Annotated in this window: 23 protein-coding genes and 3 tRNA genes; 10 read left to right on the forward strand and 16 right to left on the reverse strand. The window is 49.6% G+C overall.

Annotated features, from left to right (window positions below; translation table 11 throughout):
* Positions 1 to 2: 2 nt before the first annotated feature.
* Genes purL through purM form a run of 3 tightly spaced genes read right to left on the reverse strand, consistent with a single transcriptional unit; the run spans position 3 to position 3763 of the window.
* A complete protein-coding gene (gene purL, locus ACBZ72_11125; protein ID XES76715.1) occupies positions 3 to 2381 on the reverse strand; it encodes a phosphoribosylformylglycinamidine synthase subunit PurL in 2379 nt (792 codons plus the stop codon).
* Positions 2378 to 2629, reverse strand: coding sequence for a phosphoribosylformylglycinamidine synthase subunit PurS (purS, locus tag ACBZ72_11130; GenBank protein XES76716.1), 252 nt, complete (start codon positions 2627 to 2629; stop codon positions 2378 to 2380). The genes purL and purS overlap by 4 nt, the downstream gene beginning before the upstream one ends.
* A gap of 54 nt (positions 2630 to 2683) precedes the next feature.
* On the reverse strand, positions 2684 to 3763 hold the full coding sequence (gene purM / locus ACBZ72_11135; protein XES76717.1) for a phosphoribosylformylglycinamidine cyclo-ligase: 1080 nt from the start codon (positions 3761 to 3763) through the stop codon (positions 2684 to 2686).
* Between the two features lie 110 nt (positions 3764 to 3873).
* Here purM and ACBZ72_11140 point away from each other — a divergent pair.
* A tRNA-Gly gene (locus tag ACBZ72_11140) sits at positions 3874 to 3950 on the forward strand.
* Between the two features lie 34 nt (positions 3951 to 3984).
* Here ACBZ72_11140 and ACBZ72_11145 read toward each other — a convergent pair.
* Positions 3985 to 4722, reverse strand: a complete 738-nt coding sequence (locus ACBZ72_11145; GenBank protein ID XES76718.1) for a SagB/ThcOx family dehydrogenase — start codon at positions 4720 to 4722, stop codon at positions 3985 to 3987.
* Positions 4723 to 4874: 152 nt separating this feature from the next.
* Here ACBZ72_11145 and serS point away from each other — a divergent pair, with 152 nt between their 5' ends.
* The 5 genes from serS (at position 4875) to ACBZ72_11170 (ending at position 9479) form a co-directional block, all read left to right on the forward strand.
* A complete protein-coding gene (gene serS / locus ACBZ72_11150; GenBank protein XES78684.1) occupies positions 4875 to 6164 on the forward strand; it encodes a serine--tRNA ligase in 1290 nt (429 codons plus the stop codon).
* Between the two features lie 50 nt (positions 6165 to 6214).
* Positions 6215 to 6877, forward strand: a complete 663-nt coding sequence (locus tag ACBZ72_11155; protein ID XES76719.1) for a 30S ribosomal protein S3ae — start codon at positions 6215 to 6217, stop codon at positions 6875 to 6877.
* Positions 6878 to 7000: 123 nt separating this feature from the next.
* Positions 7001 to 7468, forward strand: coding sequence for a molybdenum cofactor biosynthesis protein MoaE (locus tag ACBZ72_11160; GenBank protein XES76720.1), 468 nt, complete (start codon positions 7001 to 7003; stop codon positions 7466 to 7468).
* Positions 7469 to 7531: 63 nt separating this feature from the next.
* Positions 7532 to 8455, forward strand: coding sequence for a 2-phospho-L-lactate transferase (cofD, locus tag ACBZ72_11165; protein XES76721.1), 924 nt, complete (start codon positions 7532 to 7534; stop codon positions 8453 to 8455).
* A gap of 355 nt (positions 8456 to 8810) precedes the next feature.
* The gene (locus ACBZ72_11170) at positions 8811 to 9479 is read left to right on the forward strand and encodes a DUF47 domain-containing protein (GenBank protein ID XES76722.1); all 669 of its coding nucleotides are present in this window, start codon (positions 8811 to 8813) and stop codon (positions 9477 to 9479) included.
* Between the two features lie 40 nt (positions 9480 to 9519).
* Here ACBZ72_11170 and ACBZ72_11175 read toward each other — a convergent pair whose 3' ends face one another.
* The 10 genes from ACBZ72_11175 to ACBZ72_11220 form a co-directional block, all read right to left on the reverse strand.
* Positions 9520 to 9897: a hypothetical protein gene (locus ACBZ72_11175; protein XES76723.1), complete on the reverse strand. Its 378-nt coding sequence runs from the start codon at positions 9895 to 9897 to the stop codon at positions 9520 to 9522.
* A gap of 21 nt (positions 9898 to 9918) precedes the next feature.
* Complete coding sequence (locus tag ACBZ72_11180) at positions 9919 to 11082, reverse strand: ABC transporter permease (GenBank protein ID XES76724.1); 1164 nt, start codon at positions 11080 to 11082, stop codon at positions 9919 to 9921.
* Positions 11083 to 11829, reverse strand: a complete 747-nt coding sequence (locus ACBZ72_11185) for an ABC transporter ATP-binding protein (GenBank protein XES76725.1) — start codon at positions 11827 to 11829, stop codon at positions 11083 to 11085.
* 119 nt (positions 11830 to 11948) lie between these two features.
* A complete protein-coding gene (locus ACBZ72_11190; GenBank protein ID XES76726.1) occupies positions 11949 to 12881 on the reverse strand; it encodes an Lrp/AsnC family transcriptional regulator in 933 nt (310 codons plus the stop codon).
* A gap of 174 nt (positions 12882 to 13055) precedes the next feature.
* Positions 13056 to 13733 (reverse strand): hypothetical protein, encoded by a 678-nt coding sequence (locus tag ACBZ72_11195; protein ID XES76727.1) that lies wholly within the window; start codon positions 13731 to 13733, stop codon positions 13056 to 13058.
* 279 nt (positions 13734 to 14012) lie between these two features.
* Positions 14013 to 14091, reverse strand: a tRNA-Arg gene (locus ACBZ72_11200).
* A gap of 205 nt (positions 14092 to 14296) precedes the next feature.
* The gene (locus tag ACBZ72_11205) at positions 14297 to 15136 is read right to left on the reverse strand and encodes a restriction endonuclease (GenBank protein ID XES76728.1); all 840 of its coding nucleotides are present in this window, start codon (positions 15134 to 15136) and stop codon (positions 14297 to 14299) included.
* Positions 15137 to 15228: 92 nt separating this feature from the next.
* Positions 15229 to 15621, reverse strand: coding sequence for a DUF2095 family protein (locus tag ACBZ72_11210; GenBank protein ID XES76729.1), 393 nt, complete (start codon positions 15619 to 15621; stop codon positions 15229 to 15231).
* Between the two features lie 107 nt (positions 15622 to 15728).
* Positions 15729 to 16364 (reverse strand): hypothetical protein, encoded by a 636-nt coding sequence (locus tag ACBZ72_11215; GenBank protein ID XES76730.1) that lies wholly within the window; start codon positions 16362 to 16364, stop codon positions 15729 to 15731.
* A gap of 5 nt (positions 16365 to 16369) precedes the next feature.
* Positions 16370 to 17620, reverse strand: a complete 1251-nt coding sequence (locus ACBZ72_11220) for a glycosyltransferase family 4 protein (protein XES76731.1) — start codon at positions 17618 to 17620, stop codon at positions 16370 to 16372.
* Between the two features lie 163 nt (positions 17621 to 17783).
* Between ACBZ72_11220 and ACBZ72_11225 the strand changes: the two genes are divergently transcribed.
* Positions 17784 to 18347, forward strand: coding sequence for a hypothetical protein (locus ACBZ72_11225; GenBank protein ID XES76732.1), 564 nt, complete (start codon positions 17784 to 17786; stop codon positions 18345 to 18347).
* A gap of 7 nt (positions 18348 to 18354) precedes the next feature.
* Here ACBZ72_11225 and ACBZ72_11230 read toward each other — a convergent pair whose 3' ends face one another.
* Entirely contained in the window at positions 18355 to 19491 is a 1137-nt protein-coding gene (locus ACBZ72_11230) for a fructose-1,6-bisphosphatase (protein XES76733.1), read from the reverse strand.
* 114 nt (positions 19492 to 19605) lie between these two features.
* On the opposite strand from ACBZ72_11230, the gene ACBZ72_11235 reads away from it, so the two are divergent.
* Positions 19606 to 20109 carry a hypothetical protein gene (locus tag ACBZ72_11235; protein XES76734.1) on the forward strand — a complete coding sequence of 168 codons (504 nt, stop codon included), beginning with the start codon at positions 19606 to 19608 and terminating at the stop codon, positions 20107 to 20109.
* 165 nt (positions 20110 to 20274) lie between these two features.
* Here the strand turns inward: ACBZ72_11235 and ACBZ72_11240 are convergent, their stop codons facing one another.
* Positions 20275 to 22863 (reverse strand): PQQ-binding-like beta-propeller repeat protein, encoded by a 2589-nt coding sequence (locus ACBZ72_11240; GenBank protein ID XES76735.1) that lies wholly within the window; start codon positions 22861 to 22863, stop codon positions 20275 to 20277.
* 191 nt (positions 22864 to 23054) lie between these two features.
* Between ACBZ72_11240 and ACBZ72_11245 the strand changes: the two genes are divergently transcribed.
* Complete coding sequence (locus ACBZ72_11245) at positions 23055 to 24053, forward strand: Lrp/AsnC family transcriptional regulator (GenBank protein ID XES76736.1); 999 nt, start codon at positions 23055 to 23057, stop codon at positions 24051 to 24053.
* A gap of 108 nt (positions 24054 to 24161) precedes the next feature.
* A tRNA-Arg gene (locus ACBZ72_11250) sits at positions 24162 to 24240 on the forward strand.
* Positions 24241 to 24350: the final 110 nt, after the last annotated feature.

Raw genomic sequence — 24350 nt, forward strand, 5'->3', positions numbered from 1 at the left:
GTTTAAGCCTCCCTGCTCAGGGTACGTTTCCACGCTGCCCGCAAATCCGCTACCGAAGCGTCTATGGCGGTGGAGCCTTTGAGCCCTGTGATTTTTAGTTTGGGTGTTTTGGTGACTTTGCCGATTTCCGCGTAAACCTTGCCCTTCATCAACGCCTCGAAAGCTGCCTCGTTTTTGGGGTCAACTTCTACAAGGAAGCGGCTGTTGGATTCCGAGAACAGCAAGAAATCATCCCGCCCCACACCATCAGAAGGCACCTTGCATAGGTCAAGCTCCATGCCTAAGTCGCTTGCCAGCGCCATCTCCGACGCAGCCACCGCTAACCCACCCTCCGACAGGTCATGGACTGCTTTGACGGCGCCTTGGCGGATGGCTTTGGTCATGGCGTAGTAGGTTTTTCGTGCTTGGGTGGCGTGGACTTTGGGCACCGATTTACCCAGAAAGCCGTGGAGGCGATAGTATTCGGAGCCGCCCAATTCGGCGTAGGTTTTGCCCACAACGTAGACCAGGTCACCTTGGGCTTTGAGGTCCATGGACACGGCTGAGCGGACATCAGGAACCACACCGACCGCAGTTATCAACAGCGTGGGCGTCACGGGACCCAGAGGGGACTCGTTGTATAGGCTGTCTTTGCCCGAAATAAACGGCGTCCTGAAAGCGGTCGCCATGTCGTAGCAGGCTTCGCATGCCCGCACCAGTGAGCCGAGGCGTTCAGGTTTTTCAGGGTTGCCCCACACAAAATTGTCCAGCAGCGCAATTCGTTGTCCGCCCACAGCAACATTGTTGCGTATGGCTTCGTCTATGGCGGAGGTTGCCATGTGGTACGCATCAATCTTCCCGTAATTAGGGTTCATGCCGCAGCTGATTGAGACGCCTTTCCAAGAGTTGTCCAGCGGCTTAAGGATTGCAGCATCGTTGGGTCCCCCGTAATCGCCATGCAGGGGCTTAATCGCCGTGTTGCCCTTCACTTCGTGGTCATAGCTGCGCACCACGCTTTCCTTGCTGGCAATGTTTGGCGCGGACAAAAGCTGCATTAGAGTTTGAGTGAGGTCTGCGGGTTCAGCGAGTGTGGGTTCTTTAAGTTTGACTTTCTCGATTTTGGCGATTTTTTCGCTTTTCAGCGGCTGAAACAAAAACTCCATGTCCAAATCTGCCACCGTCTTGCCCTCATAACGCAGGACCAGCCGTTTTTCGGCGGTAAGTGTCCCGATGGCGGTGGCGTCCACATCTTCCTTCTCAAAGACCGCTTGTACCGCCTTTAGGTTTTCTGGTGGAACAACGATGAGCATGCGTTCTTGGGATTCGGAAACGTAGACCTCCCATGGCGCCAACCCCGCATACTTTAGCGGTACCGTATCCAAATCCACCGTCACCCCACAACCGTACCGCTCTGCGGTTTCCCCGACTGAGGAGGACATGCCGCCGCCGCCCAAGTCTGTGGTTGCTGAGGCGAGTTCGCGGTCGCGGATTTCCATCATGGCGCGTTTGACTTTTTCTTCTTCGATGGGGTCGGCGATTTGCACTGCGGGGCGGCTGACTTCTTCGGATTTTTCGGTGAGCTCGGCAGAGGCGAAGGTGACGCCGTGGATGCCGTCGCGTCCTGTTTTGCCGCCGGCTACCACCAAAACGTGTCCTGCTTGGGCTTCCTTCTTGTACTTGTTAAGAGGCAGTAGCCCAATGCATCCGCAGTAGACAACTACGTTGCCTGTGTAGGATTCGTCAAAGTAGATGGCGCCGTTGACGGTGGGGATGCCCATGTTGTTGCCATAAGCTCCCACGCCTGCGGTGACGCCCCTGTAGACGTATTTGGGGTGCTTCACTCCCGCGGGCAGTTTGTTGTAATCGTAATCTAGGGGTCCAAAACCTAAAACGTCGGTGCACGCGATGGGGTCTGCCCAGACGCCCAGCACGTCGCGGATGACGCCGCCCACGCCTGTGGCTGCGCCGCCAAACGGCTCCACCGCTGAGGGGTGATTGTGCGTCTCCACCTTTGCCGCGATGCCGTAGCCCTTGTCAAAGCTGACGATGCCCGCGTTGTCTTCAAACACGCTTACACACCATTTGGGCGCAAGCTCCCGGGTGGCTTTGGCGAGGTAGGTTTTGAAGAGACTCTCGACTTCTTTGCCGTCTTCGAAGCGGATTTTGCCCTTAAACGTCTTGTGATAGCAGTGCTCACTCCATGTCTGCCCGATGGTCTGTAGTTCCACATCGGTTGGGTTGCGTCCCTGCGCCCGAAAATACGCCTGAACCTGCCGCATCTCACCAAGGCTGAGCCCTAAACCCTGCTCGTTGCTGACTTCCATGAGTTCCTGGTCGGTTGCTGCTTCGAGTTTGGCTTCGTGCATTGTGAAGGCTGTGTTGCTGCGGATGTAGAGGCTCATTTTTGCTCCTCAACGGCGATTGTGTAGTTGTCTTTGGTTGGGTTTGCTAAAAGCCGTTTTGCCATTTCTTCCGCTTTGGCTTTGGCTTCTTTTTTGGAAGCGGCTTCAAGCTGGAGACTGTAAACTTTGCTCACGTTGACAGCGTCTACTGTGTAGCCAAGTTCTCGCAGAAGATGCTGGGTGGTGTTACCTTCGGGGTCAGAGTGACCTGGTTTGAGGCTGACTTCGATTTTGGCAAAGTAGTTCATGGCTTAAAAGCGGGGCAATTGGCTTTTAAACGCTACTGCCCCAATTTGGGAAGGTTATGCTAAAACCAGCATTTTGCCCTCGTGATGGACAGTTATTTGGGGTTTATCGGTTACCTTGCCTATTTGTTCGGGCTTGGCGCCTGCCTTTTTCAAGATGTCCAAAGCGCGGTCACAGTCCTCTTGGGCTACGATTATGCCAAAGCCCCAGCCCATGTTGAAAGTCGTAAACATTTCCTCGTCTGAGATGACGTAGCCTAGGTCGCGGGCGGTTTGCTGGATTAAGCCAAAGATTGGTTGCGGCTTGAAATTGTCAAACGCGAACCCTATACCTTTTGAGTAGGCGGAGAGGTTACCAAATTTCGTGTAGGCATCGCCCGTGATGTGGACGGCGGCTTTAACTTTGACGGATTCTGCCAGCTTCAGGAAGGGGTGGACGTAGATTTTGGTGGGTTTGAGCATCTCGGCAACAATTTCCCCCTCAAGCCCCGCGGGTTCCTCGCCCAACTGGTACTTACCGCCCCACTGCTTGAGCAGGATTTTCCTTGCCAACGTGATGCCGTTGCTGTGCAGTCCGCTGCTAGGTAAGCCGATTATGGCGTCGTTAGGTTTGATGCCGTAGCCCGTGATGATTTGTTCCTGTTTGACTTCGCCGACGGCGGCAACTATCATGTCAAAGCCCACCCCGTCGCGGATGCCGTTTATGATTTCGGCGACGTCGCCGATTTCGCCGCTGACCACGGGGCACTCCGACCGGGTGGCGCCGTCCACGATGCCCTCTAGCCACTGCGTCACAAGGTCGGGGCTGCTGGCATGCGCGTGAATGTTGTCTGAAATCGCAAGGGGCGTGGCTCCTGAACGGATTACGTCGTTAACTGCCATAGCCACAGCATCGACGCCGATGGTGTCGTATCTGCCCGCCAGCTGTGCAAGAAGAACTTTGGTGCCTACGCCTTCGATGGTTAGGTCTAGCCAGGTGTCTTGGGAGAATTGGAAGATGTTGCTGTAGGGTAGGTGCATGACGGGGCCGAAGCGGCTGAAGCGGTAGGTTTCGTGGAGCAGGCGGAGGGCTTTTTTGGATTCGTGGCGTTGTTGGCGGTTGACGCCTGCTTCGGTGTAAGTGTAGGTTTTAGGCATGACTCTTTGTCTCCTGTCATGTAGTTTGTTTAGGTTGTTGCTGATAACAATTTTGCTTAGCGGCGGCGGATAAAAGTTTAAGTTGGAAAGGTGCTCTATTTGTTAGCTGCGCGGTCTTAGTCCAGCCTGGTTAGGACATCAGGTTCCCAACCTGACGACCCGGGTTCAAATCCCGGAGACCGCACCAGTTCAAAACAAAAAAGTTGTTTCCAGCTTTCTCATCACTTTAACGGTTGTCCCACCACACTAAGATAGATTACGCTCTCCGTTTCCCCATCCAACTCGAAGAGGCTGTTGAGTTCGTCATCATAGAACGCTCCAATCTGGCAGGTCCCTAAACCGAGGCTGGTGGCGGATAGGGCAAGGTTCTGGGCTATGTGTCCGGCGTCTATGTAGACGTATCGGTAGGCGCGTTGGCGGTACTTCCATTTAGGACGCGCAAACACGGCGGTCCAAACAAAAACCGCGGCGGCATCGCTGCACATCTCCTGCCCCAAAGCCGACCGCGCGATAGCATCTCCAAAGGCACCCAGTTTTAGTTCCTCAAGCGCGTTCCCCAGAATGTTGTAGTGGTACAATCCCTGAGGCAATTCATCCACGTTGTTGGCTGCAACGTAAGTTTCAATGGGGTATAAGGCGCCCGCGGATGGAACAGTGCGGAACCCTATCCCGTGGGCTTCTTTTCGGATGCCCGTGCTTGTCCACAAAAGAAACGCAAGCTCCGAGAGCCGCAAGGGTTCATTTGAGAAGCCGCGTTCGCTTTGGCGGGATTTCAAGGCTTCGAGGAAGGGCAGGCGGGCTTTGGATTTAGTGTCAAAGTCAATTGTGAGGGGTACCTGTTTTACGGGGTATGTTTTGTAGGTTTCAGGTTTGGTGGACCAAGAAAGAGCATGCCCAAACGACCTATCGCGGTGGTATTTTGTGTTTTTTTGAAAAACATCGCCAAAGTCATCCGACATAAACAGCACCTAAAAGTAATCTGGGGGAGGGGTATTTGAAGGACACGTTTTTGCCGTGAAGAGGCAAACCAACTGTTCGGAGCAGGTTTCAGGGCGCTAACGGAAGTTAAATAACCAAGCAGCCCCAGAAGTGAATTGACTTCGTGACCTTCATGTTAGACATCAAACTCATACGCGAAAACCCCGAAATGGTCAAACAAAACCTAGCTAAACGAGGCGCCCCAGAAAACCTCACCATGCTCCAAGAACTCATCGACGCCGACAAACGCTGGCGTGAAGACCTCACCAAACTCAACGAGTTACGCCATGACCGCAAAGTCTGCACCCAAGAAATTGCCACCCTCAAGAAAGCCAAACAAGACGCCCAAATCCAAGTGGAGAAAGCCAAAGCCATAGACGCCCAAACCACCAGCATGCAAAAAGAAGTCTGCCAACTGGAGGCAAAAACCCGCGACCTGCTCATGAAATTGCCAAACCTGCTGCACGAAACCGTGCCGTTTGGAACCAGCGACGCAGACAACGTAGAAGTCAAAAAGTGGGGCAACATCCGCCAGTTCAGCTTCACCCCCAAAAGCCACATCGACTTGGCTTTGGACTTGGATATTGTGGATATGGAGAGGGCGGGAAAAGTTGCAGGCGCACGATTCTTCTTCTTCAAAGGGTTGGGGGTCATGCTGGATTACGCGTTGATGCAGTTTGCCATGGAAACCCTCGCAGGCAAAGGCTACACGCTTATTGAGCCGCCGTACTTGATGAAGCATGAACCCTACGAAGGGGTAACCAGCCTTGGCGACTTCGTGGATGTGCTCTACAAGGTTGAAAATGAAGACCTCTACCTCATCGCCACCAGCGAGCACCCCATGGCAGCCATGTACATGAACGAAGTCCTCAAACAAGAAACCTTACCCCTCAGACTTGCTGGTGTCAGCCCATGTTTCCGCAAAGAAGCAGGCGCACATGGCAAAGACACACGCGGCATTTTCCGTACGCACCAATTCAACAAAATCGAGCAGTTCATTTTCTGCACGCCCGAGGACAGTTGGAAGATGCATGAAGAGTTAGCGGCGAACTGTGAGGAAATCTTGCAGAAACTGGAGTTGCCTTATCATATGGTGAATGTCTGCACGGGTGACATTGGTACTGTAGCCGCAAAGAAATATGACTTTGAGGCTTGGATGCCCGCGCAAGGTGCATACCGTGAAGTCATCAGCTGCAGCAACTGCAGTGACTATCAGGCGCGCAGACTTGGAATTCGGTACCGAGAAAAGGAAGGCGCTCCACCCAAAGGCAACCCACATACGCTAAACAGCACTGCGATAGCCACGGGCAGAACCATTGTTGCAATTTTAGAAAACTACCAGCAGGAAGATGGCAGTATCCAAATCCCCAAGGTACTGCAGAAGTACATGGGAAACACCGAAAAAATAAGCATCAAACGCTAAAACCTTTTATATTGCCTTGAGTATGCTAAAGGCGCGCTCGGAGGATTAACTTGTCTTCGAAAACGAAAAGTAGCAAACATATTCGCGACAAATGGCGAAGCAAATCGTGGTTCATGATCGTTGCGCCACCGTACTTTGGAAACATAGAGTTAGGTTCAGTGCCGGCTCGTGATGAGCAAAGCCTTATCGGCAGAGTTGCAGAAGCGACCCTCTACGACATCACAGGGGACTTTTCGCATCAATACTTGAAGATGTTCTTCCAAGTTAACGCCATAGAAGGCAAAACTGCACGCACCGTCTTTAAGGGGCATGAGTACAGTCGAGATTACCTGAGAAGTCTGGTGCGCAGAAGAACCACCAAAGTGGATGGTCTTTTCAACTTAACAACCAAAGAAGGCTACAAACTTCGGGTAGCTGTTTCTGCGTTGACGCTTTCCCGAATTAAAACTTCACAGGAGCAGACTATCCGCCAAATCATGAGAGAAATCATCAAAGAAAAAGCAGCAGCCCTCACATTGGACCAGTTTGTGCAGGAGATGGTTTTGGGTAAAATCGCTTCTGACATCTACAACGAAGCCAAACTGGTGGCGCCCCTAAGACATGTGGGTATTCGTAAATCAAAACTGGTTGGTCAACCAGCGGGGTTGCCCCAAGCAGAAGCTGTTGCGGAACCTGCTGAGGAATCTGAAGAAGTAGAAGAAGCTGAAGCGTAAACGCGCACTCAGCAACAGGCACTTTTTTCTTTTTACTTTTTTCGTCAAGACATGAGGCATTAAGTCATTTTGATGCGAATCCGTTATTAACCCATACAGGGTTGGTTGTATGAGGCAAATAGGATGACACATCATGCGGGTGTGCATGAAAAAGGCAGTTTTAACCTACAGAACTTGGTGGAGAGCATCAAGAAAAACAAGGATTTCTCAGAAACAGGCGCCATCGGGTTGTTCATTGGGGTTGCGCGTGGCGAAAGCAATGAAGGGCAAAAAGTTCAAAAGTTAACGTTGGAGGCTTACGAGGAGAAAGCCAATGAGGTTTTGGAGAAAATCTGCGACGACCTCAACCAGAAAACGGGCATTGTTGATGTTCAGATTCATCATTTGCTGGGCGATTTTGAGGTGGGCGAAGACCTTGTGTATGTTTCGGTTGCGGGTTCCCATCGGCCAGAGGTGTTTTCGGTGCTGCGTGAAGCCGTAGAGCGGTATAAACATGAAGCACCAGTTTTCAAGAAAGAGCAAATCATCGACGAAAAAGGCCAAACACAGGCGGCGTGGGTTTCAGAAAAACAACAGAACACTCCGCAATAAGTTTTTTAGGGCAACCAATCAATACGCACAGGCAGAGAATGCAGGGTAGTGGGGAAGCGGAGAATGTTTGCAGCTTTGGCGGGTGGCGTGGGAGCGGCGAAACTGCTCGCGGGCATAGCCAAAGTGATTGACCCCAAAGAGTTGACCGTTATCGGAAATACTGGCGACGACATTGAACTTCACGGGTTACACATATCGCCAGACTTAGATATCGCTGCCTACACGTTGGCGGGCATCGTGAATGAAAACTACGGGTGGGGAATTCGCGAAGACACGTTCGAGTGCCTTGACGCGTTGAAGGTTTTTTCAGGGAGGGAGTGGTTTAATCTGGGCGACCGGGACCTTGCGACGCATATTTTCCGAACGCACCTTCTTCGGCAAGGGTACTCATTAACTGAAGTTACAAAGAAGGTTTGTGCGGCGTTGGGTGTGCAAACCAAGATTTTGCCCATGACTGACGACAGGTTTGAAACGCGGATTGCGACCAAGGCGGGTACGGTGCATTTTGAGGAGTACCTAGTTAAGCAGGGTGCTAAAGAGGAAGTGTTGGGGGTAGAGTTTTTTGGGGTTGAAAATGCAAAGCCCGCTTTAGGCGTTGTTGAGGCAATTGAGGAGGCGCAGCGTGTGGTTATTTGTCCTAGCAATCCTGTGGTTAGCATTGGACCTATTTTGTCGGTTAAGGGTATACGGGAAGCGCTCAAACGGACAGCTGCCGTTGTGGTGGGGGTTAGTCCGATAATTGGGGGAAAACCCGTTAAGGGTCCGGCAGATAAGTTGTTGCGTGGGTTGGGGTTTGAGGTGTCGGCGTTTGCTGTAGCCGAGCTTTACGCGGATTTTCTTGATGTGTTTGTTATTGATTGGGTTGATGCTGCGGAGCGGGAACGGATTGAGGAGCTTGGTTTGAAGGTGGTTGTTACGGACACTTTGATGAGAAATGTTGATGATAAGGTGCGGTTAGCCAAAACGGTTTTGGATGTTGAGGTATAGGGTTCAGGTTTCTTTGATGTCTATATAGTTTACGTTGTGCCCTATACAATATTTGGAGTTTCCATATATGGGTTGTAGAAAAATCATTTTGCAGGGAGCTGTGCATAGGCTCAGGGCAGTGTGCAATCTGTCGTGAGCAGGTTCGGCAATTCGAATCAAGTGTGAGTGAGGGAGACAAGAGTGATTAGACAAATAAACGAAGAAGAAAAAGGCGCAACTGAAAATGCAGACCTTGTGGACTGGTTCTTGGCAATTGATGCATGTTTAGCCTAACAAAAAGGCAAAATGTCTTTGAACCAAGAATAAGGGTTATATGGGTACTGCGTTCAATAGTGGATACAGGAGATTATCGGTTATGGAACGAAGAAGCTACGACTGGTTTGAAAAACGTCGCCGAACAAAAGGGTTAGAGTTAGCCCATGAACAGATCACAAAAGCGTTTGATACTGTAACGCTTTTGCATAAAGCTATGAAAAGCTTCTCGCAAGGGAACTTAACCGACGCCCAGAAAGACATTTTCGAGTTGTATGAAGCAGAAGAGGAAGTTGACAAACTACGCACCGACGTATTCACTGAACTTTCCAAGGGAGCAGCGTTGGTTGCTGATTACCGGGAAGATTTGCTCCACTTGGTGAAAAGGTTAGACACCTTAGCGGACCACACTAAGGATGCTGCCAGATGTTTACAGATGCTTGGAGACGCAAAGATTCCACCTGAACTCTGCCAAAAAACAGTGTTCATGACAGGCAAGCTTGTGGATGCTGCACAGGCGTTGCGTGGAGGCATAGAAAAGATTTCGTCTAACGGTTCAGAAGCCATTGCCGCAGCCAAGAAAGTGCAGAAATTTGAGCATGACCTTGACGAAGAATACTTGAAAACCAAGGCATTGTTTGTCAAGTACGGAGCAGAAGTCAACTCTGGTGCCATGATTATCTTTGATGACTTAATCGAATTCATCGAGCACGCAGCCGACATGTGCGCCGACACCGCAGACTACATCTTTGTACTCTCAAGCCAAGATTAAACCTACTTTCATTTTTTGTTTCTCTTTTTCCGAAAAAGAATTATTGGGTTTTTTTGAAGGTAGTTTCTAGAAGCGATTTTATGGTCAAGTATTCCGCGTTTAAGCGTGGGATGTTCTTTTTTTCGCCCGAAACAGCGTGACCATCATCGTAGGCTAACAAGTAGCCTCGCTTATGTAACGTTTTCAGGCATGCAATCACGTTTTCCAGCACAGGCAGGTCAACTTCACCAGCGTTCGCCTCTGGCAAAACAAGGATGACTTCAAGAAAAAAGACAGCCGCGTCGGTTACGTCTGCTCTTGCTCCGACGCCGATGCGGTAAAGGGGGGTTTTCTCCAACTGTAGGTAGGTTTCTTTGTGTTTGGATGCTTTTGCGGCTTCTGCCAGTGCTTGGGTGTCTATGGGGCCGTTTTGGTTCATGTTCGTTTCTCCAGGGTTGGGTTAGATTTTGAAGTACTTGGCGTACAGAAAGATGCCCACTGCTAAGATGCCAACGCACGAGACGGAGACGGCAGCGAAGTCAAGCAGCACGGTCGGGCTGGTGAGTGCGGCTCCTCGGAGGAACAGCGAGGTTAAGGCGTCGGTGACGTAGTAGCTGGGTACGAATTTTCCTGCTTCTTGAGCCGCTCCAGAAAGCGAGGCGCCAACGAAGGTGCCAAGGAACATCTGCGGAAGCAGGAACAGGAAGCTAAGACCAGTAGCTGCGCCTGAAGACTTTGAGAGGGTGGCGGTGATTAAACCAAAGCCAATGTTGGATAGGCTAAAGATTAAGACGAATGCGAAGGCAAATAGGTACACTGCGGCGTCAACGTTTGGTCTAAAGCCCATAACGTAAACAACCGCGAACAGCAGGACTGCTTGAATCAGCGCGATAAGCAAGTAGCTGACGACTTGGCTTGTCATGAACTCCGTGGGTGTTGTGGGGGTTATGCGGAGGCGTTTCATCATGCCATTTTCTCGGTCAGCGGTGAAAGATTGGGCAACTATCATGATGAGGAACACTGAAGCAAACGTGAACATGCCTGGCGCCATGAAGTCAAATGCTGATGTCTGCTTAACTTCCACCAACGAGGCGGTTTGCAGCTGGATTGGGCTCTGTGGCATCTGCTGGTTTTGATTTAGCATTGAGGCGAGTACTTGCTGTATGATGGGGGGAACAGCTTGGGTTATGACCATAGAGCCCTTGTCGAGGTACAAGGGCACCGTGGTGTTAACCCATTTGTTAGCGTCGTCAGGAGAAGCGTTGAAGGCTGTTATGCTTTGGGTGAAGCTGTCGGGAATCAATATTACGGCTTGGATTTTTCCTTGCGCCAAATCTGCCTGTGCCGTCTGGTTGTCCACGTAGCTGTTCACTTTAAGTATTGAAATGTTGGTTAAGTTATCCGTGAAGACTTGAGGCCACTGTGAATTACTGCTTAAATCAAGGTTGACGACGCCAACTTGATAAGTCACTGACTGCGAGCCGCCGAATCCGCCGCCAAACGAGGCGCCAAACGCAAAAACAAACACGATGGGAAACAGGAAAATCATGAAGAGGAAGGCGGGTTCACGGACGGTTTTCTTCATTTCTTTTTTAGTTAACGCTAAAACCCGTTGCAGTTTCATTTATAGTTCCTCCCGTATGTTGCGTCCAGTGAGTTGAATGAAGACTTCTTCAAGGTTTTTGACGCCGTTTTCGGCGATAAGCTGCTTTGTGGTACCCAACGCGATGAGTTTGCCGTGGTCAATGATGCCGATGCGGTCACAGAGTTCTTCGGCTTCTTCCATGTGATGCGTGGTTAAGATAACGGTTTTGCCTTTGCTTTTTTGTTCTTTAATAAAATCCCAAACTGCATGACGCGACTGGGGGTCCATCGCCACGGTAGGTTCGTCAAGGAAAGCGATTTCGGGGTCATGAATCAACGCGAGAGCAAGGCTTAGTCTACGTTTCATTCCGCCGCTGTACTTACTGGCTTTCCGTTTGGCATCTTCAGTCAACCCCATTTTGTCAAGCAGCAGGGTGCCTCTTGTTTTGAGGGTTTTTTGGTCTAATGTGTGCAGGTTGCCAAAAAGCTCAAGGTTTTCAACCGCAGTAAGGTATGGGTAAATGGCGGTTTCTTGAGTGCAAACGCCAATGCGTTCTTTGACTTTGCCGCTGTCTTTTTGTACATCGTAGCCGAGGATTTGGGCTGAGCCTCGTGTGGGTTTAATGAGCCCGCAAAGGATGTTTATGGTTGTGGTTTTTCCTGCCCCGTTGGGGCCCAGCAGCCCGAACAGTTCCCCTTTTGCAACCTGCAAGTTCAGGTCGTCAAGGGCAGCTACATCGGAGTATTTCTTGGATAAGTTCTCGATTACTATGGCTGATTGGTTCATGTTGTTTTCTCCCAGTTCCTTCTACAAGACTAATATGCATGGAAGAATTTAGCTTCATGTCAACGTAGCGTTAGACAAAAGCCCCAAAATAAGCCAGAGAAAAGGCGTTTTTTCAACTGTCAAGTTGAAGAAACGGACGAAACCTTTTCTGGCAGCTGGTCGCGCCATGTCTCAAACATGTAGCCTGAATAAAGTATGTAGGGCACCACTGACGCGACCGCGGGTTCCTTTTCCAAGTCGTCACGCAACTTCTGCAACTCACCCATACTGTTAGTCCAGATAACAAAGGTCACCGTGTTGGGCATGTTGGCAAAACACCAGTAGTAAAGCGCGTTGGGGCTGTACTTTCTCTGAATTTGGTAAGGCACAGCTTTCAGGTCCGCATCGGGTTTCAGATGCAACTCCATAATTGTGGTGATGTCGTTTGATTTGTCAGGGTACCACTCCAAAGAAAGCTCAACCAAGTAATTTTTAACCATGCGTTGCAGTCGGCGGCGAACTGTTTTAGCTGAAACAGTCAATTCGGCTGCTACGTCGGCGACGGGTTTACGTGCGTCAGCCTTTAAGGAGTGAATAATCTGGTAATCCAAGCCACACAAAACTAAGTCAGCGGGCTTTAATTTGGAGAACTGGTCAACCCACGGAAGCCAGGGCTCCATTATCCCCACAACAGGTTCAGAGAGCCCCGCGTTCTTCTTGACAAAGCTGACAAGCGGCTCAAGGTCCGCAACGTTTCTAAGGTAGGCGCCGATGTAGAGGAATTTTCCGCTGCCCATCGCAAGCCAGTAAATGGAGCCCTGCGTTTTGAGTTTGTCGGGTAAATCCTGAAAACTCGAAAGGGTTGAGGTCCCAAAAATGTAGACCACCAGGGCGTTTACGGCTAAGAGGCTGGGTTTGGCGTTGAACTTGCGGATAACCCCCGCCTCAATTAGGAGTTGGATGCGCTTGTGTACGGCGTTAACGGACAGGTTTAGCTTCTCGGCAAGCTCAGCATAGGAAAGCCTAGAATTTACTACAAGAAGCATAATGAGGTTCATGTCCGTTTTGTCCATGTGCGGCACCAAAACAACAGTTATGCACGGAGGATGTTTAAAGATTTTAAGCATACAGGTAGGTAACCTACGTTTTCACGTACCCCTTCCCCTACAGCTTCTACGAAGCGATTGGAAAACAATTTCGGGAAAACCAGCGCGCTATCGCTACGTACTGTCTTAAACAGGGAAGGACTAGGTAATTGTCGCTGAAAACGAATAGATTGTTGGCAACGGCGAGTTATCATACACATAAGCACAAAACGAAACATACGTTGGGTTGATGAATTCTTTTATTGTAGAGATTCCCCGTGTTGCGGCAAAGGTCGCAAGTTCTTCTTTACTTACCAAATCTACAATGCCCGTATTCAGCCAGACTTGGGGCTCGTTGCCGTCGGCATCAAAAACTTGAATCGTTAAGCCTTGCGACTCAAAGTAGCTTATGGTCGACTGCAGTTCTTGCTGAGTTAGTTTCAAAGTTGGAGGATAAGGAATGTCTACGTTGAAGGTAAGGTTCTTGCAATCACCCACGTTGCCTTCTTCATCGAAAGCGAAAACGGTCAGATTGCGGACTCCTTTCGTCAAACTAGAAGTGGCAGTTACGTTTTCGTTAAAAGTCACATTTTCGGTTCCGTCTAAGCTGTAGGTAATTTTTACAGTTGCGTTGTTTGCCGTGATATTGAGCGGAACATTGACTACGTGATAGGTGCTGTTCTCTTGAGGAGAAAGAATTTCAAGTTGTGGTAGCTCAGGAGTTCTTTCCGGCGTCCTAACTTGTAAAACAAAGCAGTTTAAAATGTTGTAACCAGCCAAAACTAAACCCGATACTACTACAAACAGAATCAGTACAATTAGATTCTTTGAATACGTCATTTTTCCACCTTTAATACATTTGACGCTTCAAGTTTTAGTTTTGGTCAAGTTATTCTTTGGAGAAAGCAGTATATTACTCTTCTATGAGAACGGAGTGTTCCGCAAAAAGAACCATAAGTAGGAAGGAACTCCTCGGGTATAAAAGAAGTAAGATTTGAAAAAGCTTGGTGCGCATCCTTCTGTGCGCTTGATTCTTGTGACTTTTAAAAAACACGTGAACTGACCGCCAAAAAATTAGAAAGGGAAGGGACTACTTTGCAAGATAAGTTCGTGTTGGGGTGGCGGGCCCGTTGGGATTTGAACCCAAGACCTCCGGCTCCGCAGGCCGGTGTCATAATCCGTACTAGACGACGAGCCCTCCAAGGTGAACACGGTATTACTGCATTCCCCCATATGAAGGTTTTAGTTTGCGTAGCCGTTTTGCCGTTGGGAATGCCGTTTTCGCGGGTACTTGCTCAAGGTTTTGTTGCCTTGCAGGCATACCTTCGTTCTGCGGAGTGCCAGTAACGCGTATGGAGTTGTGCCGTTTTTATGTTTCGATACCAACCCGTTGCACACGCGGCTTATGGGTAGCCAAGCGCGTTAGCAGCCAACTGGGCTTTTAACATAACCTCCTTCAAAGCCTCATGCTGCAGCCCCGCCCTCCTCGCAAGCGCCCACGAATCCTGCTCAAGCAGTTGCTTTATGAGCACGACACCGGAGTTCACCAAGCGACTTCGCATGTCGCTTTTTAAGCCTTTAAGGCAACTGAGCGGGTAGAGTTTTTTGTCCTCAATCATTTTTTGGAGCCCAAAGTTTTCGGGGGAGCTCCAGCCGACTTGCAGAATGTTCTTGCACCTGCCGTATTGTGCCGCGTGGGTGGAGTATCGAGTGTTAGTGATTATCATGGCGCGGTCAACCCTCAATCCGCCGGAGGTGTAGTTTTCGGAAACGTCTTCCAGCACCGCTCGGGCGATGCGGCTTTCATCCAGCCCCGTTAAGGCGTGGTAGCTGAAATGATGTTTTGCCTCCACAAAATAGGTGATGCCGTCTTTTGTTGCGAGGGCGTCAACCTCGTGCTCCACGCATCTGCCCTTCAAAATCTGGTTAGCCTCCACTTGAAACCCCTGATGCGCCAGCAAAACCTGAACAAACAATTCAAACTCTGGGCGGGGACTCATCAAGCTTAACCCCCGTTTCAAGTCATAAAGGTGCCCTACGCCAGGCTGCTGGCTGCGCATAAACCTAAGAATCATCTTCAGGACCGCCCGTGTTGGGATGCCGTCGTAGAGTCTTCTTTCAACTTTTTCAGCGACCTCACGGGCGGCTTGGGGGCTTGCACCCATTCTTAAACAGGTCTGCACAACTTTTTCTTTGTTAAAGATTTGTCTAGAGCCGTCTGCTTTTGTGACAAAAACGGTCAACTACGTCACCCTCAAGCGGCTAAAACTATGTGCCGATGCTTCTTAAGCCTATGCACAATGCAGGGAATCAAACGGTTACATTGCAGAGGGGCTTAGCAGATGCCGCCTTCCTTGAAGTAGTAGTCGGCTTCTTTTTTGGGTCCAAAACTACGCAAGCCCTCCTTCTTCAGCTTCGCACGCACTTGGCAAGCATCTTCCGGTGTGATTTCGCCGCGCTTTTCCAGATAGCAGATGATTTCTTCGGCTTGGTCTTGAGTGTCGCATCGGCGTATGAAGTCCTCCACGGTTGGATTGAAGTGCCGAAACTTGTCGGGTAACGCTTCTTCGGCTTCTGCAATCAGGGTTTCTTCGACGTCAGTGACTACCGCTTCAGCTTTTTTGGCGTCCGCTCGCACCCCGTCAATGGAGACGCTGTTTTCGCCGTTTTCCAGTTCTCTGATTAAGTTCGGAAACATTTTCCTGATGGATTTTCTTTCGGTTTCCACAAGCACAACCAACTAAAGCCAGACTTATTACGCTAGGAAAGAGTGACGACGCGGGTTTATGTCTTTTTTCCAAACTTAAACGGGTTTCAAACGGGCAGGTTACGCTGCTATTTTGGGAGGAACCGTTGGGCAGGGTTTGTTTTCAGCAGGTTTTCCAGCTCGCTGAGGGTTAAGCCGCGGATTTGGTCTCCAAAAATGTCGCAGACCCGTTGGCGCCCTTTTTCCTCAAAACCACGAACCACAATCTCCACCGGATGCCTGCATGAGGATTCAACGTGGATGTGCATTGACGAAATGGGGTTGCCATGCTCAGTAGTTCTCATCTGCTCAGCCCCCACAATCTTGACGTCCCGCGCGGTGAGGTGGGTGAGAACTTTTTGGGGGTCGTCATAGTAGGTTTCAATGTCTATGTCGCTGCCCCGTCGGATGTTTCCCCGCCACACACTTCCAATCAAAAGCGGACAAAACGGCTCCAACAACTGCATAAACTTCAAGGCGTCGCGACGCATCTGCACCAGCCGCTCCCCTCTTGCGGTGCCTTCGGTTTCCTCTGCAAACCTGTCCAACTCCAAAGCCACCTCAAGGTTTGAAGGCAAAACATGAACCCCCAACGTCTCAGCCGCCTTCAGCTTAGCTTGCCGAAACTCTTTTTCCAATCCAAAATACAAAAGCGCCGCCGCTTCCCGCGCCACTTTGCCTCGGACGTCTACGGTTGAATTCTGCCGTGGGGTTTGTTTGGGCAAGGTGGTCAGCGGCGTGCCATTTTCTGGTAGAGCTCCACGGTTTTCTGGGCGAGTTTGCCCCAGGTGAATTCGTTTAGGACACGTTTTCTGCCGTTTTTGCCCAGCCATTTGCTTTTTTCAGGGCTCTCCAAGGCGTTTTTTATGCCCCACGCGATGTCGGAGGGGTTGTTGGGGTCAACATGAAAGCCGCATTGTTCCTCGCCGCAGCAGATGACGATTTCACGCATTCCGCTGATGCCTGCAGCGCCTACTACAACGGGTTTCTCCATAGCCATGGCTTCCAACGCCACAATTCCAAAAGGTTCATAGAAGCTGGGAAAAACCGCCACGTCACAAGCAGCGTAGTGCAGGATGCGTTCTTCTTCAGGAATGAAGTCAAAGCGGAACCGCACATACTCATCCAATCGGATGGTTTTGACCAGATTCTGCAAGTACTCTTGAAGCTCCCCCACACCTACGATAACAAGTTTGGCGTTGGGAAACTTGGGCAAGATATGCGGCATGGACATGATGAGTTTGTCGATACCCTTCACGCCGACCAGCCTGCCCAGAAACAGAATCATGTAATCCTCGTCTTTTATGCCGTAAAGGGCGCGTATCTTGCGGATATCCTCAGCGTTCATGTCTTGGGGGTTGTATTTTTGGGGGTCAACACCGTTGTAGCAAACATGGATTTTTTCGCGTGGAAAACCCAACTGCACAAGTTCGTCTTTCATTGCGTAAGAAACCGTAACAACCATGTCTGCCATCAAGCCGCCGCGCAGTTCGATGTTGCTGACTACGCTGCTGCCGTTGCCCAAGGTTCGACCTTGCTCGGTGGAGTGCACATGAAAAGCAAAAGGCAAGCCACTTTCCCGTTTCACGGTTATGCCACCCATCGCGGAGAGCCAATCGTGCGCAACCACAACGTCGTACTGCATGCCTTCCATGCGGATAAGTTCGTTAACCAGCTTAGACGCAGCCAAGTAATTGTAGACCATCAGTTTGCCAAACAGGTGAATGCCTCGACCCCACTTCCTGATGTCCTCAGCTATCACATCTGGCAGGGAGTCGGATATGTCAAGGTGCAGAGGACGGTGAATTTCGATGCCTCGCCAAATCTCGCGGGTGGGCAATGTTCCTGCGTCGTCGTTCATGGTGAAGACTGTGACGTCGTGGTCTTGCAGAACGAATTTGCGGGTGATTTCCGCCGCGTAGGTTCCTAAACCCCCTACAATTTTTGGGGGATACTCATAAACGAGAGCAGCAATTTTCATGTATCCTTTTTCACCGTTTCCATTATAAACTGCGAGTTGTGGCTACTAATACTTTCTTATCGAACTCGCTTAAGGGAGTTTGCGGCTGATTGGCGTTATCTATAGTTAATGTGGAAAAGTTTGATTAGCCAGCGTGCACATTAACAGAAGGAGGGTTTTCAAAATGGAGTTGTCTCCAACTAAACGTGAAATTCTTGAAGCACTTTTAATTCAAGAGAAACCAGTAAAGGCAGCACAGCTTGCCAAGGAGATGGGAAAAGAGTTTCCCGCCACTCAGATGCACCTTATAGGTTTAACTCGAATGGGATATGCCCAATCCCCCCAGAAGGGAAACTACTTTATATCGTTGAATGGCAAAAAAGCGCTTGAGCTACCCGAAGTCACAAAAGAAAAGGCGCTAACAATTTTAGCTTCAACCCCCAGCGAAAAAGCCTTTCACTTTTACATGGGAATCGATAAACCCTTAAACGTTCAAGCGCATGACCTTTTGGAGTTCTGCGACAAACTTAACCAAATCACCCTTGACTCTTTTGGGTTTCATCTTAACCGCGGCGATTTTGAAGCGTGGTTCCAAAGCTTAGGCGACGAGGAACTGGCGAAGAAGACGGTGCTGTTAAAGGAGAAGAAAAAAAGTCAAGAGGAAATGCGCCAGAAACTTTACGCGTTAGCTGAAGGACGATGCATGGAACTGGCGCAAATTGTGGGAAAAGCCGCCCCGATACCATAAACTGAGTTTATTCTGCTGTTTCAACTGTGGGCAAGAAGCGTTTGTCAAGTTTTTGCAGCACCTGCTGGATGGTGGTGTACTCCATTTCTTCAGGACCTAATCGGGCAGGCTCAAACTCGCCCATACGCCGCAATGTTGCGCCCTCCTTGACGGCTTCGTGACGTGCCAACGCAAATGCAGGGTCATCAAACAAGTCCGCAATCATGGGGTTTCCGTCATCGTCGCTGACGATTTTGCCGTCCGAAACCTGCAGACCCAACGCGACAATGCGGGGTGGACCATCAAAGGCTGTGCATTTGGAGTCTTTTAACCCCACAGGCATAAGAGGTCCCCAGTGGCTGCCCCGCATCCAACCCATCACAAAGTACGTGTGCATAAAAGGCGCCAAAACCTCACCCACCGCAGGCAACCCATGCTGCGCGCGAACCACCATGACGGGGTCGTCTTTTCCAACGTATTTGCCTGCAATCAACGAGAGTTTGCTGACGCTACTGGAGGCGCAGACTAAGTTGTCTTCGGCTCGGTGCACACGGCTGATGGCGTATCTGCCCACGGTGCCAATTAAGGCGAGGAGTTCGTAGGTTTCTTCAGGGCACTTAAGCGTAATCACCTTGTTTTCCACTGTGTCGACCACGTCAAATTTGAAGCCGCCAAGCATACTCGGGTCAATAACCAGCCCCGCCGTATTCATCGGGTCAGCGAATATGCGGAAAAGCGGATAATTAAAGCTCCCAGCACTAGTTTTGTCCGCAGCGAAAACCACGATTGGGTCTGCGCCGCGTTCTTCAATTTCCATTTCTGCCACACCAGGCCCCATTCCGCAGACGTTGCCGCTAAACGCGGTTTTTAGGATGTCTTGACCGGCGCCGTAGAGTTTGAGGGCTAAGGCTTTGTCGGCGGCTTCCTTGAAGGTGTTCCAGGCAAGTTCATGAATCAGGTGGTTGCGTTCACCTTTGTCGTGCAGCATTAGCAGTTCCAAGTCGTCGCCCGCGTTGAAAACAAAAAAGTTGTTTATAAGACCGCTGTTTTTTGCGGTTTCAAGGTTTTTTTGGGCTATTCTAAAAAGAGGTTGAGGAACAATGTGGTGACCCGCAAGCGAGCCAACATCACATTTAATCAGAGAAATTGTGGTTTTTTTGGGCACAAACAACCCATAATAAACTCTGTTGATTCACAATTTAAGTTTTTACTGAATCCACAAAATTTGAGAAATCAAGAAATACTATAAGCGGACAGTAAATCTTTAGGGTTGTTGGGAATGAGCGAAGCTAGAGTGGTTTCCGCTAAGGTTTCAGACGAAGTCTACAAGGAGCTGATTTTGCGTGTGCCGGAAGGCGACCGAAGCGACTTCATACGAGAAGCCATCATGGAGAAGCTGCAGAAAACCCCCAAAGCCGACAAAATCTTGGCATTGGAGGAGCGGATGAGTAAAATTGAGGAAGCCATGGGGGACATTCGCCGATGTCTTGCAGATTTAGAGTTGCTTACATTTGGGCAGCGCAAGGTGAACCCGCATGACTTCTGTTTAGATGAGGTGGACCACAAAATCGTTGAGTACCTCTTGCACTACAAAGGCGCAACCACACCAGAATTAGCCGAGCATATGCAAATTAACCGGTGGCTGATTCTAAACCGCCTGCGCAAAATGCAAAGGACAAGCCAAAAACAGCTGGGCAAAGCCGTCGTTGACTATTACGGCGGAGAGAAATCAGGCAAAAAGAAAGCTTGGTGGATAAACGAGCAGCTAGTCGAAGAAGAGTAACCTTCCGAGACTTTGTAGGCAAGGGTTTGCTGGGGCTCTAGTGGCAAATTAGGAGAGAAGAATGAAACCTGATAAACAGGGTTCATTCCGAGCCCACTCAGCCCCCTGACTACAGTCTTGTTTTTGCTTGGTTTGACTAAAAAAGAAAAAAGGGTTGTTGGATGTTTATTTTCGTCGTCGTAGGACAACTGCTATTACTGCGATGACGGCAATCAGAACCACTGCGGTGATGACCACAAATATGGTTGTGTCACCGTTTTCTTTAGGTGGTGGAGCAACAGAGGGCGATGCGGTTGGTGCAGAGCTTTCGATTGGTGAAGGCGAGACGGGTGTTCCAGGTGTGACGGCGGCTGCAGGTTGAGCACCGACCAGCAGGTAGGTGGTTGCATAGGAGCAGCCGTAAGAGGCAGAGCCGTCAAAGGTTGCCATTATCTTGTAGGTGCCTTCAGCGTTTGGAGTCCACGCAATGCCGTAGCTGCCGCCGATGTCGCTGGTTGTAGTTCCGATGGGTTGCTCGTTTCCATTGGAGTCAAAAGCCGTCAAAGTCACTTCAACACCCACAGCATCTTCAGGAAGTGGTTTTTGCATGTGAAGGTACTGCATCCATTCAGCCATGTCAGCGTCAGATATTGCGGGGGTTCCTATGTTCGCGGGGGTTTGGTCAGTGACTGTTCCAGTTATGAGCACGGGGGTTACTTTTGGTACAGCGGTCGGAGGTGCGGTAACGGTTGTTGCACTTGGACCTTCACCTATACAGTAGATTTGCATGTCATACAGGTTCAGGAAAACTATGTAGCCGTCAGCAACTGCCATGCCGTTTTGGGTACCGTAGCCAAATATGCTCCAGACTTCGTTGCCTGAGTATGCATCAACACAGCGGATTTTAGCTCCTGGAGTGAGGGGCGAGTTTGCAGAGTGCTCGGTGGAGAACAGGTAGATTTTTCCGTCCGCAATGGCACCGATGCCAAGGGGGTAGCGTCCGTAAGGTGTGGCAAAGCCTGCTGATGCTGTGTAAGTCCATAGCAGTTCGCCGTCGGTTAGATCGTAACAGTAGCAGTTTCCGCCATAGCCGACTGAATAGAGGCGCCCGTAAGCGATGTTGTTGCGTGGCAGACCAACGTCAGCGTAGTAGTTGAAGTCAGCTTCGCGTGGAGTTGGCCCCCAAATTTCTTTACCACTGTCAAGGCTTAAGCCGTAGTAGCAGAGAGTTTCTTTTTCCAGAATCGCAATGGTACGCGTCACAGGGTCAACTTGAGCTATTGAACGTGTTAGGTTGTTTTCAGGGGCAGGATAATCTTTGAGCCATAAAAGTTGACCGCGGGTTTCGGGTTTAAGGCTGATCGCCCAAATCGTGTAAGGATTAGGGGTGCCAGAGGCTAAAAGCCCACCCATTGTGCTGCTGGTGCCAACCATAACGTCATCTTGAAGAATGCTGATTATCGATGGGGGATTTACTCCGGGCAAAGCGGGAATTGTTACGTTCCATGAGTAGGCGTCGCTTGCGTTGACGTTTTTACCGACGGGGCGCCATTGGTAGTAGTTGCTACTGGTGAAATCAGTCGGGTCGTTAGAGCTTGTTAAGCCGTGAGCTGCTGTGTTGTTCCAACATGCCAGCCAGCGTCCGTTATAGTTGAGTTGGTAGATGAGGATTTCGCCGTTTGGACCGTACACTTGGGTGCCTGAAGGAACATTGGTTTCGTTGAACAGCCAGTTCCCGTCAATTGGGTCATATGCCATCCAAACTGTGCCGCCGTTAGCGGGGTCGTTAGCTGTCTTCCAGAGAAAGCCGTTGGGGATAATGCCGTGCTGGTTCATGGATTCATAGTCGTAGAGCTGCCCGAAGGTGGGTTGAGTCATGTTTTGCCAGTAAATCTGCTCGCCAGTGCGCAAGTCTACACATACGTATCCATCTCCGGAGGGAGCATCACTTCGGGGCAGGTTGTAGTAGAGTCTTCCGTACAGGATGAGCGGGGAACCAAATTTGCCTTCGTAAGCTGTTCCTGAATAGTAGGGCATGGCGTAGTCAACTGCGTAGTCGCCGCCTGCTATGCCTCCGAACGAAATTGGCTGTGTCCACATGATGTGCGCGCTGTTTGGGGCTATGCCTTCAGGTTGCAGTTTTGCTACAATCTGAGGAGTGCCTAGCCAGTTCGAAACCAGCTTTGCCCACTCAATGTTTTGACCTTCTACGGGGCGGGTCCAATAGTTTGTTGGCAGAGGATAGGTAGGTGGAGTTTCAACTTCGTCAGCTTGAACGGTGAGGGTTGTTGTTGCGGTGCTGGCTAAGTAGTTGTCGTTGATATAGGCGCTTTGGGAACCTGGAATACCAGTTGGTCCCTCCAGAGAGGCTACTTGACCAGGGAAGTTGAAGGTCAAAGTGTACGTGCCAATTTGGTCGGGTTCAAATTGAGCATAGCATGAACCTACAGGGTCAGAATTAAAGGGACCCAAAGTAGTTGTTGAACCGTCAGGCTTCACGATGTCTATAGTTAGGTCTCGCCAGCGGTCACCACCAAGACCTGCAGCGGAAGGAGGCAATTGGTTGAGCCAAAACACAATCAAAGCGGTTTGGTCAACTCCAATTGGGTCTGGTGCGACGCTAATGTAGGCGTATGTTGGAATGGTCCATGGGGGGTCATGAGCAATAGCGGCAGGCACTGTAACTAAAGTGACAGTAATTGTCAACAAGAGAAACAATGTTGCCAAAAGGGTCTTTTTTTTAGTTAAGTTTGGTTTCTTTGAGTTGCCACTCATTCATTTCTCTCCAAGTTTGTTGCTTGACAGAAGGCTAGCTAAGCATATATAAAAATTTCCAAAAACCACCCTAAATCGAGGCAAAAAAAACGTTTTCTGAAGCAGTAACATACAAAAAATAAAAATACACCTTTAAACAGAAGGAAAAACTGACACGCTAAGAAAAAAAGTGTCAGGAGAGAGAGCAGCAGTTGCAAAATCAACCTGTTAGAATTGACGAGACCGACGAAAAAATTTTAAGGAACATGCTCCAAGAAGCACGCACCACGTTTACCGAAATTGCCAAAGAATGCAACATATCTGTTGGTGCGGTAAGGACGCGATTTGAACGTTTGAAAAAAACTGGTATAATCACAGGATCAATTATGCAAATAAACCCCAAAGCGTTAGGGTACAACTTTGTTTCAGACATAGCCATCGAGACATCGGTTAACAGGGCAAAAGAAGTAATGATGGACCTCAAAGCGAAACCTTACTGGGTTTTTGGGGGCAGCACGTTCCCTAAATTCAACATAGACATTTTTGTTGCCTTACGTTCAATAGAAAAAATGATTGAAATCCACGAAGACTTGGAAGCCAACCCCTTAATTAAACGCGTTGAAACCCTGATATGGGTTGAGCCAACAGGGATGGATCACGCCGAAAATTTGGTAATCAACCCCGTAACACACAGAAACAACGCAAACAAGAACCATACACAAATCATCCCCAGCTCCAACTTTGAGGCACAAACACCAATAGACGACTTAGACATGCAAATAGCTAAAATTTTAGTGCACAATGCACGTACCCCCCTCAAGCAAATCGCAGACCAGCTAAGAGTACCCGTTAAAAGGGTTTTTCAGAGGTACAACAAACTTCGCAACTGTTTACTGACTCAATCCACCATAACGGTTGACCTTAAAAAGTTAGGTTACAAAGCCATGATAAACATCCTCATAAAAGCCTCAAACAAAAGGGAAGTTCCCCGAATTTGGAGCCAACTGCTCGAAATTCCAAACATCCTTGTGACAATCAGATTAATTGGTAACTATGATTTGATTGTAATTGGTGTTCTTGAAGACTTCCAAGATTATTTTAGGCTTTCAGAAAAAGTCTGCAAAATCGAAGGCATAAAAAAGACAGAGATACACCTCAGAGAAGCAGACCGTTCATGGCCCGAAAACATGTTTGCGCCCTTGCTTGATTAACAGAAACAAACCCGTTACACTACAGGAGTCGACAGATAAAGGGAGACAGAAGCAAGCAGACGCAGCGATTGACTTAAGTTTCACCTTTTACGTTAACTTGTAGGTTGCGGGCCCGTAGCCCAGTACGGATAAAGGCGTCGGCCTCCGGAGCCGAAGACCCTGGGTTCAAATCCCAGCGGGCCCGCCACCCCCCCCCAAACGAATTTATCCTGCAAACGAACTTTCCCCTTTCTTTTTTCCAACTTTATTTGGCGGAAGTTTTTAGCAGCAGGTAGAATGAAAAAATATCAGACTGCG

The sequence above is a fragment of the Candidatus Bathyarchaeia archaeon genome (assembly GCA_041447175.1).
In the GTDB taxonomy this organism is placed as follows: domain Archaea; phylum Thermoproteota; class Bathyarchaeia; order Bathyarchaeales; family Bathycorpusculaceae; genus JADGNF01.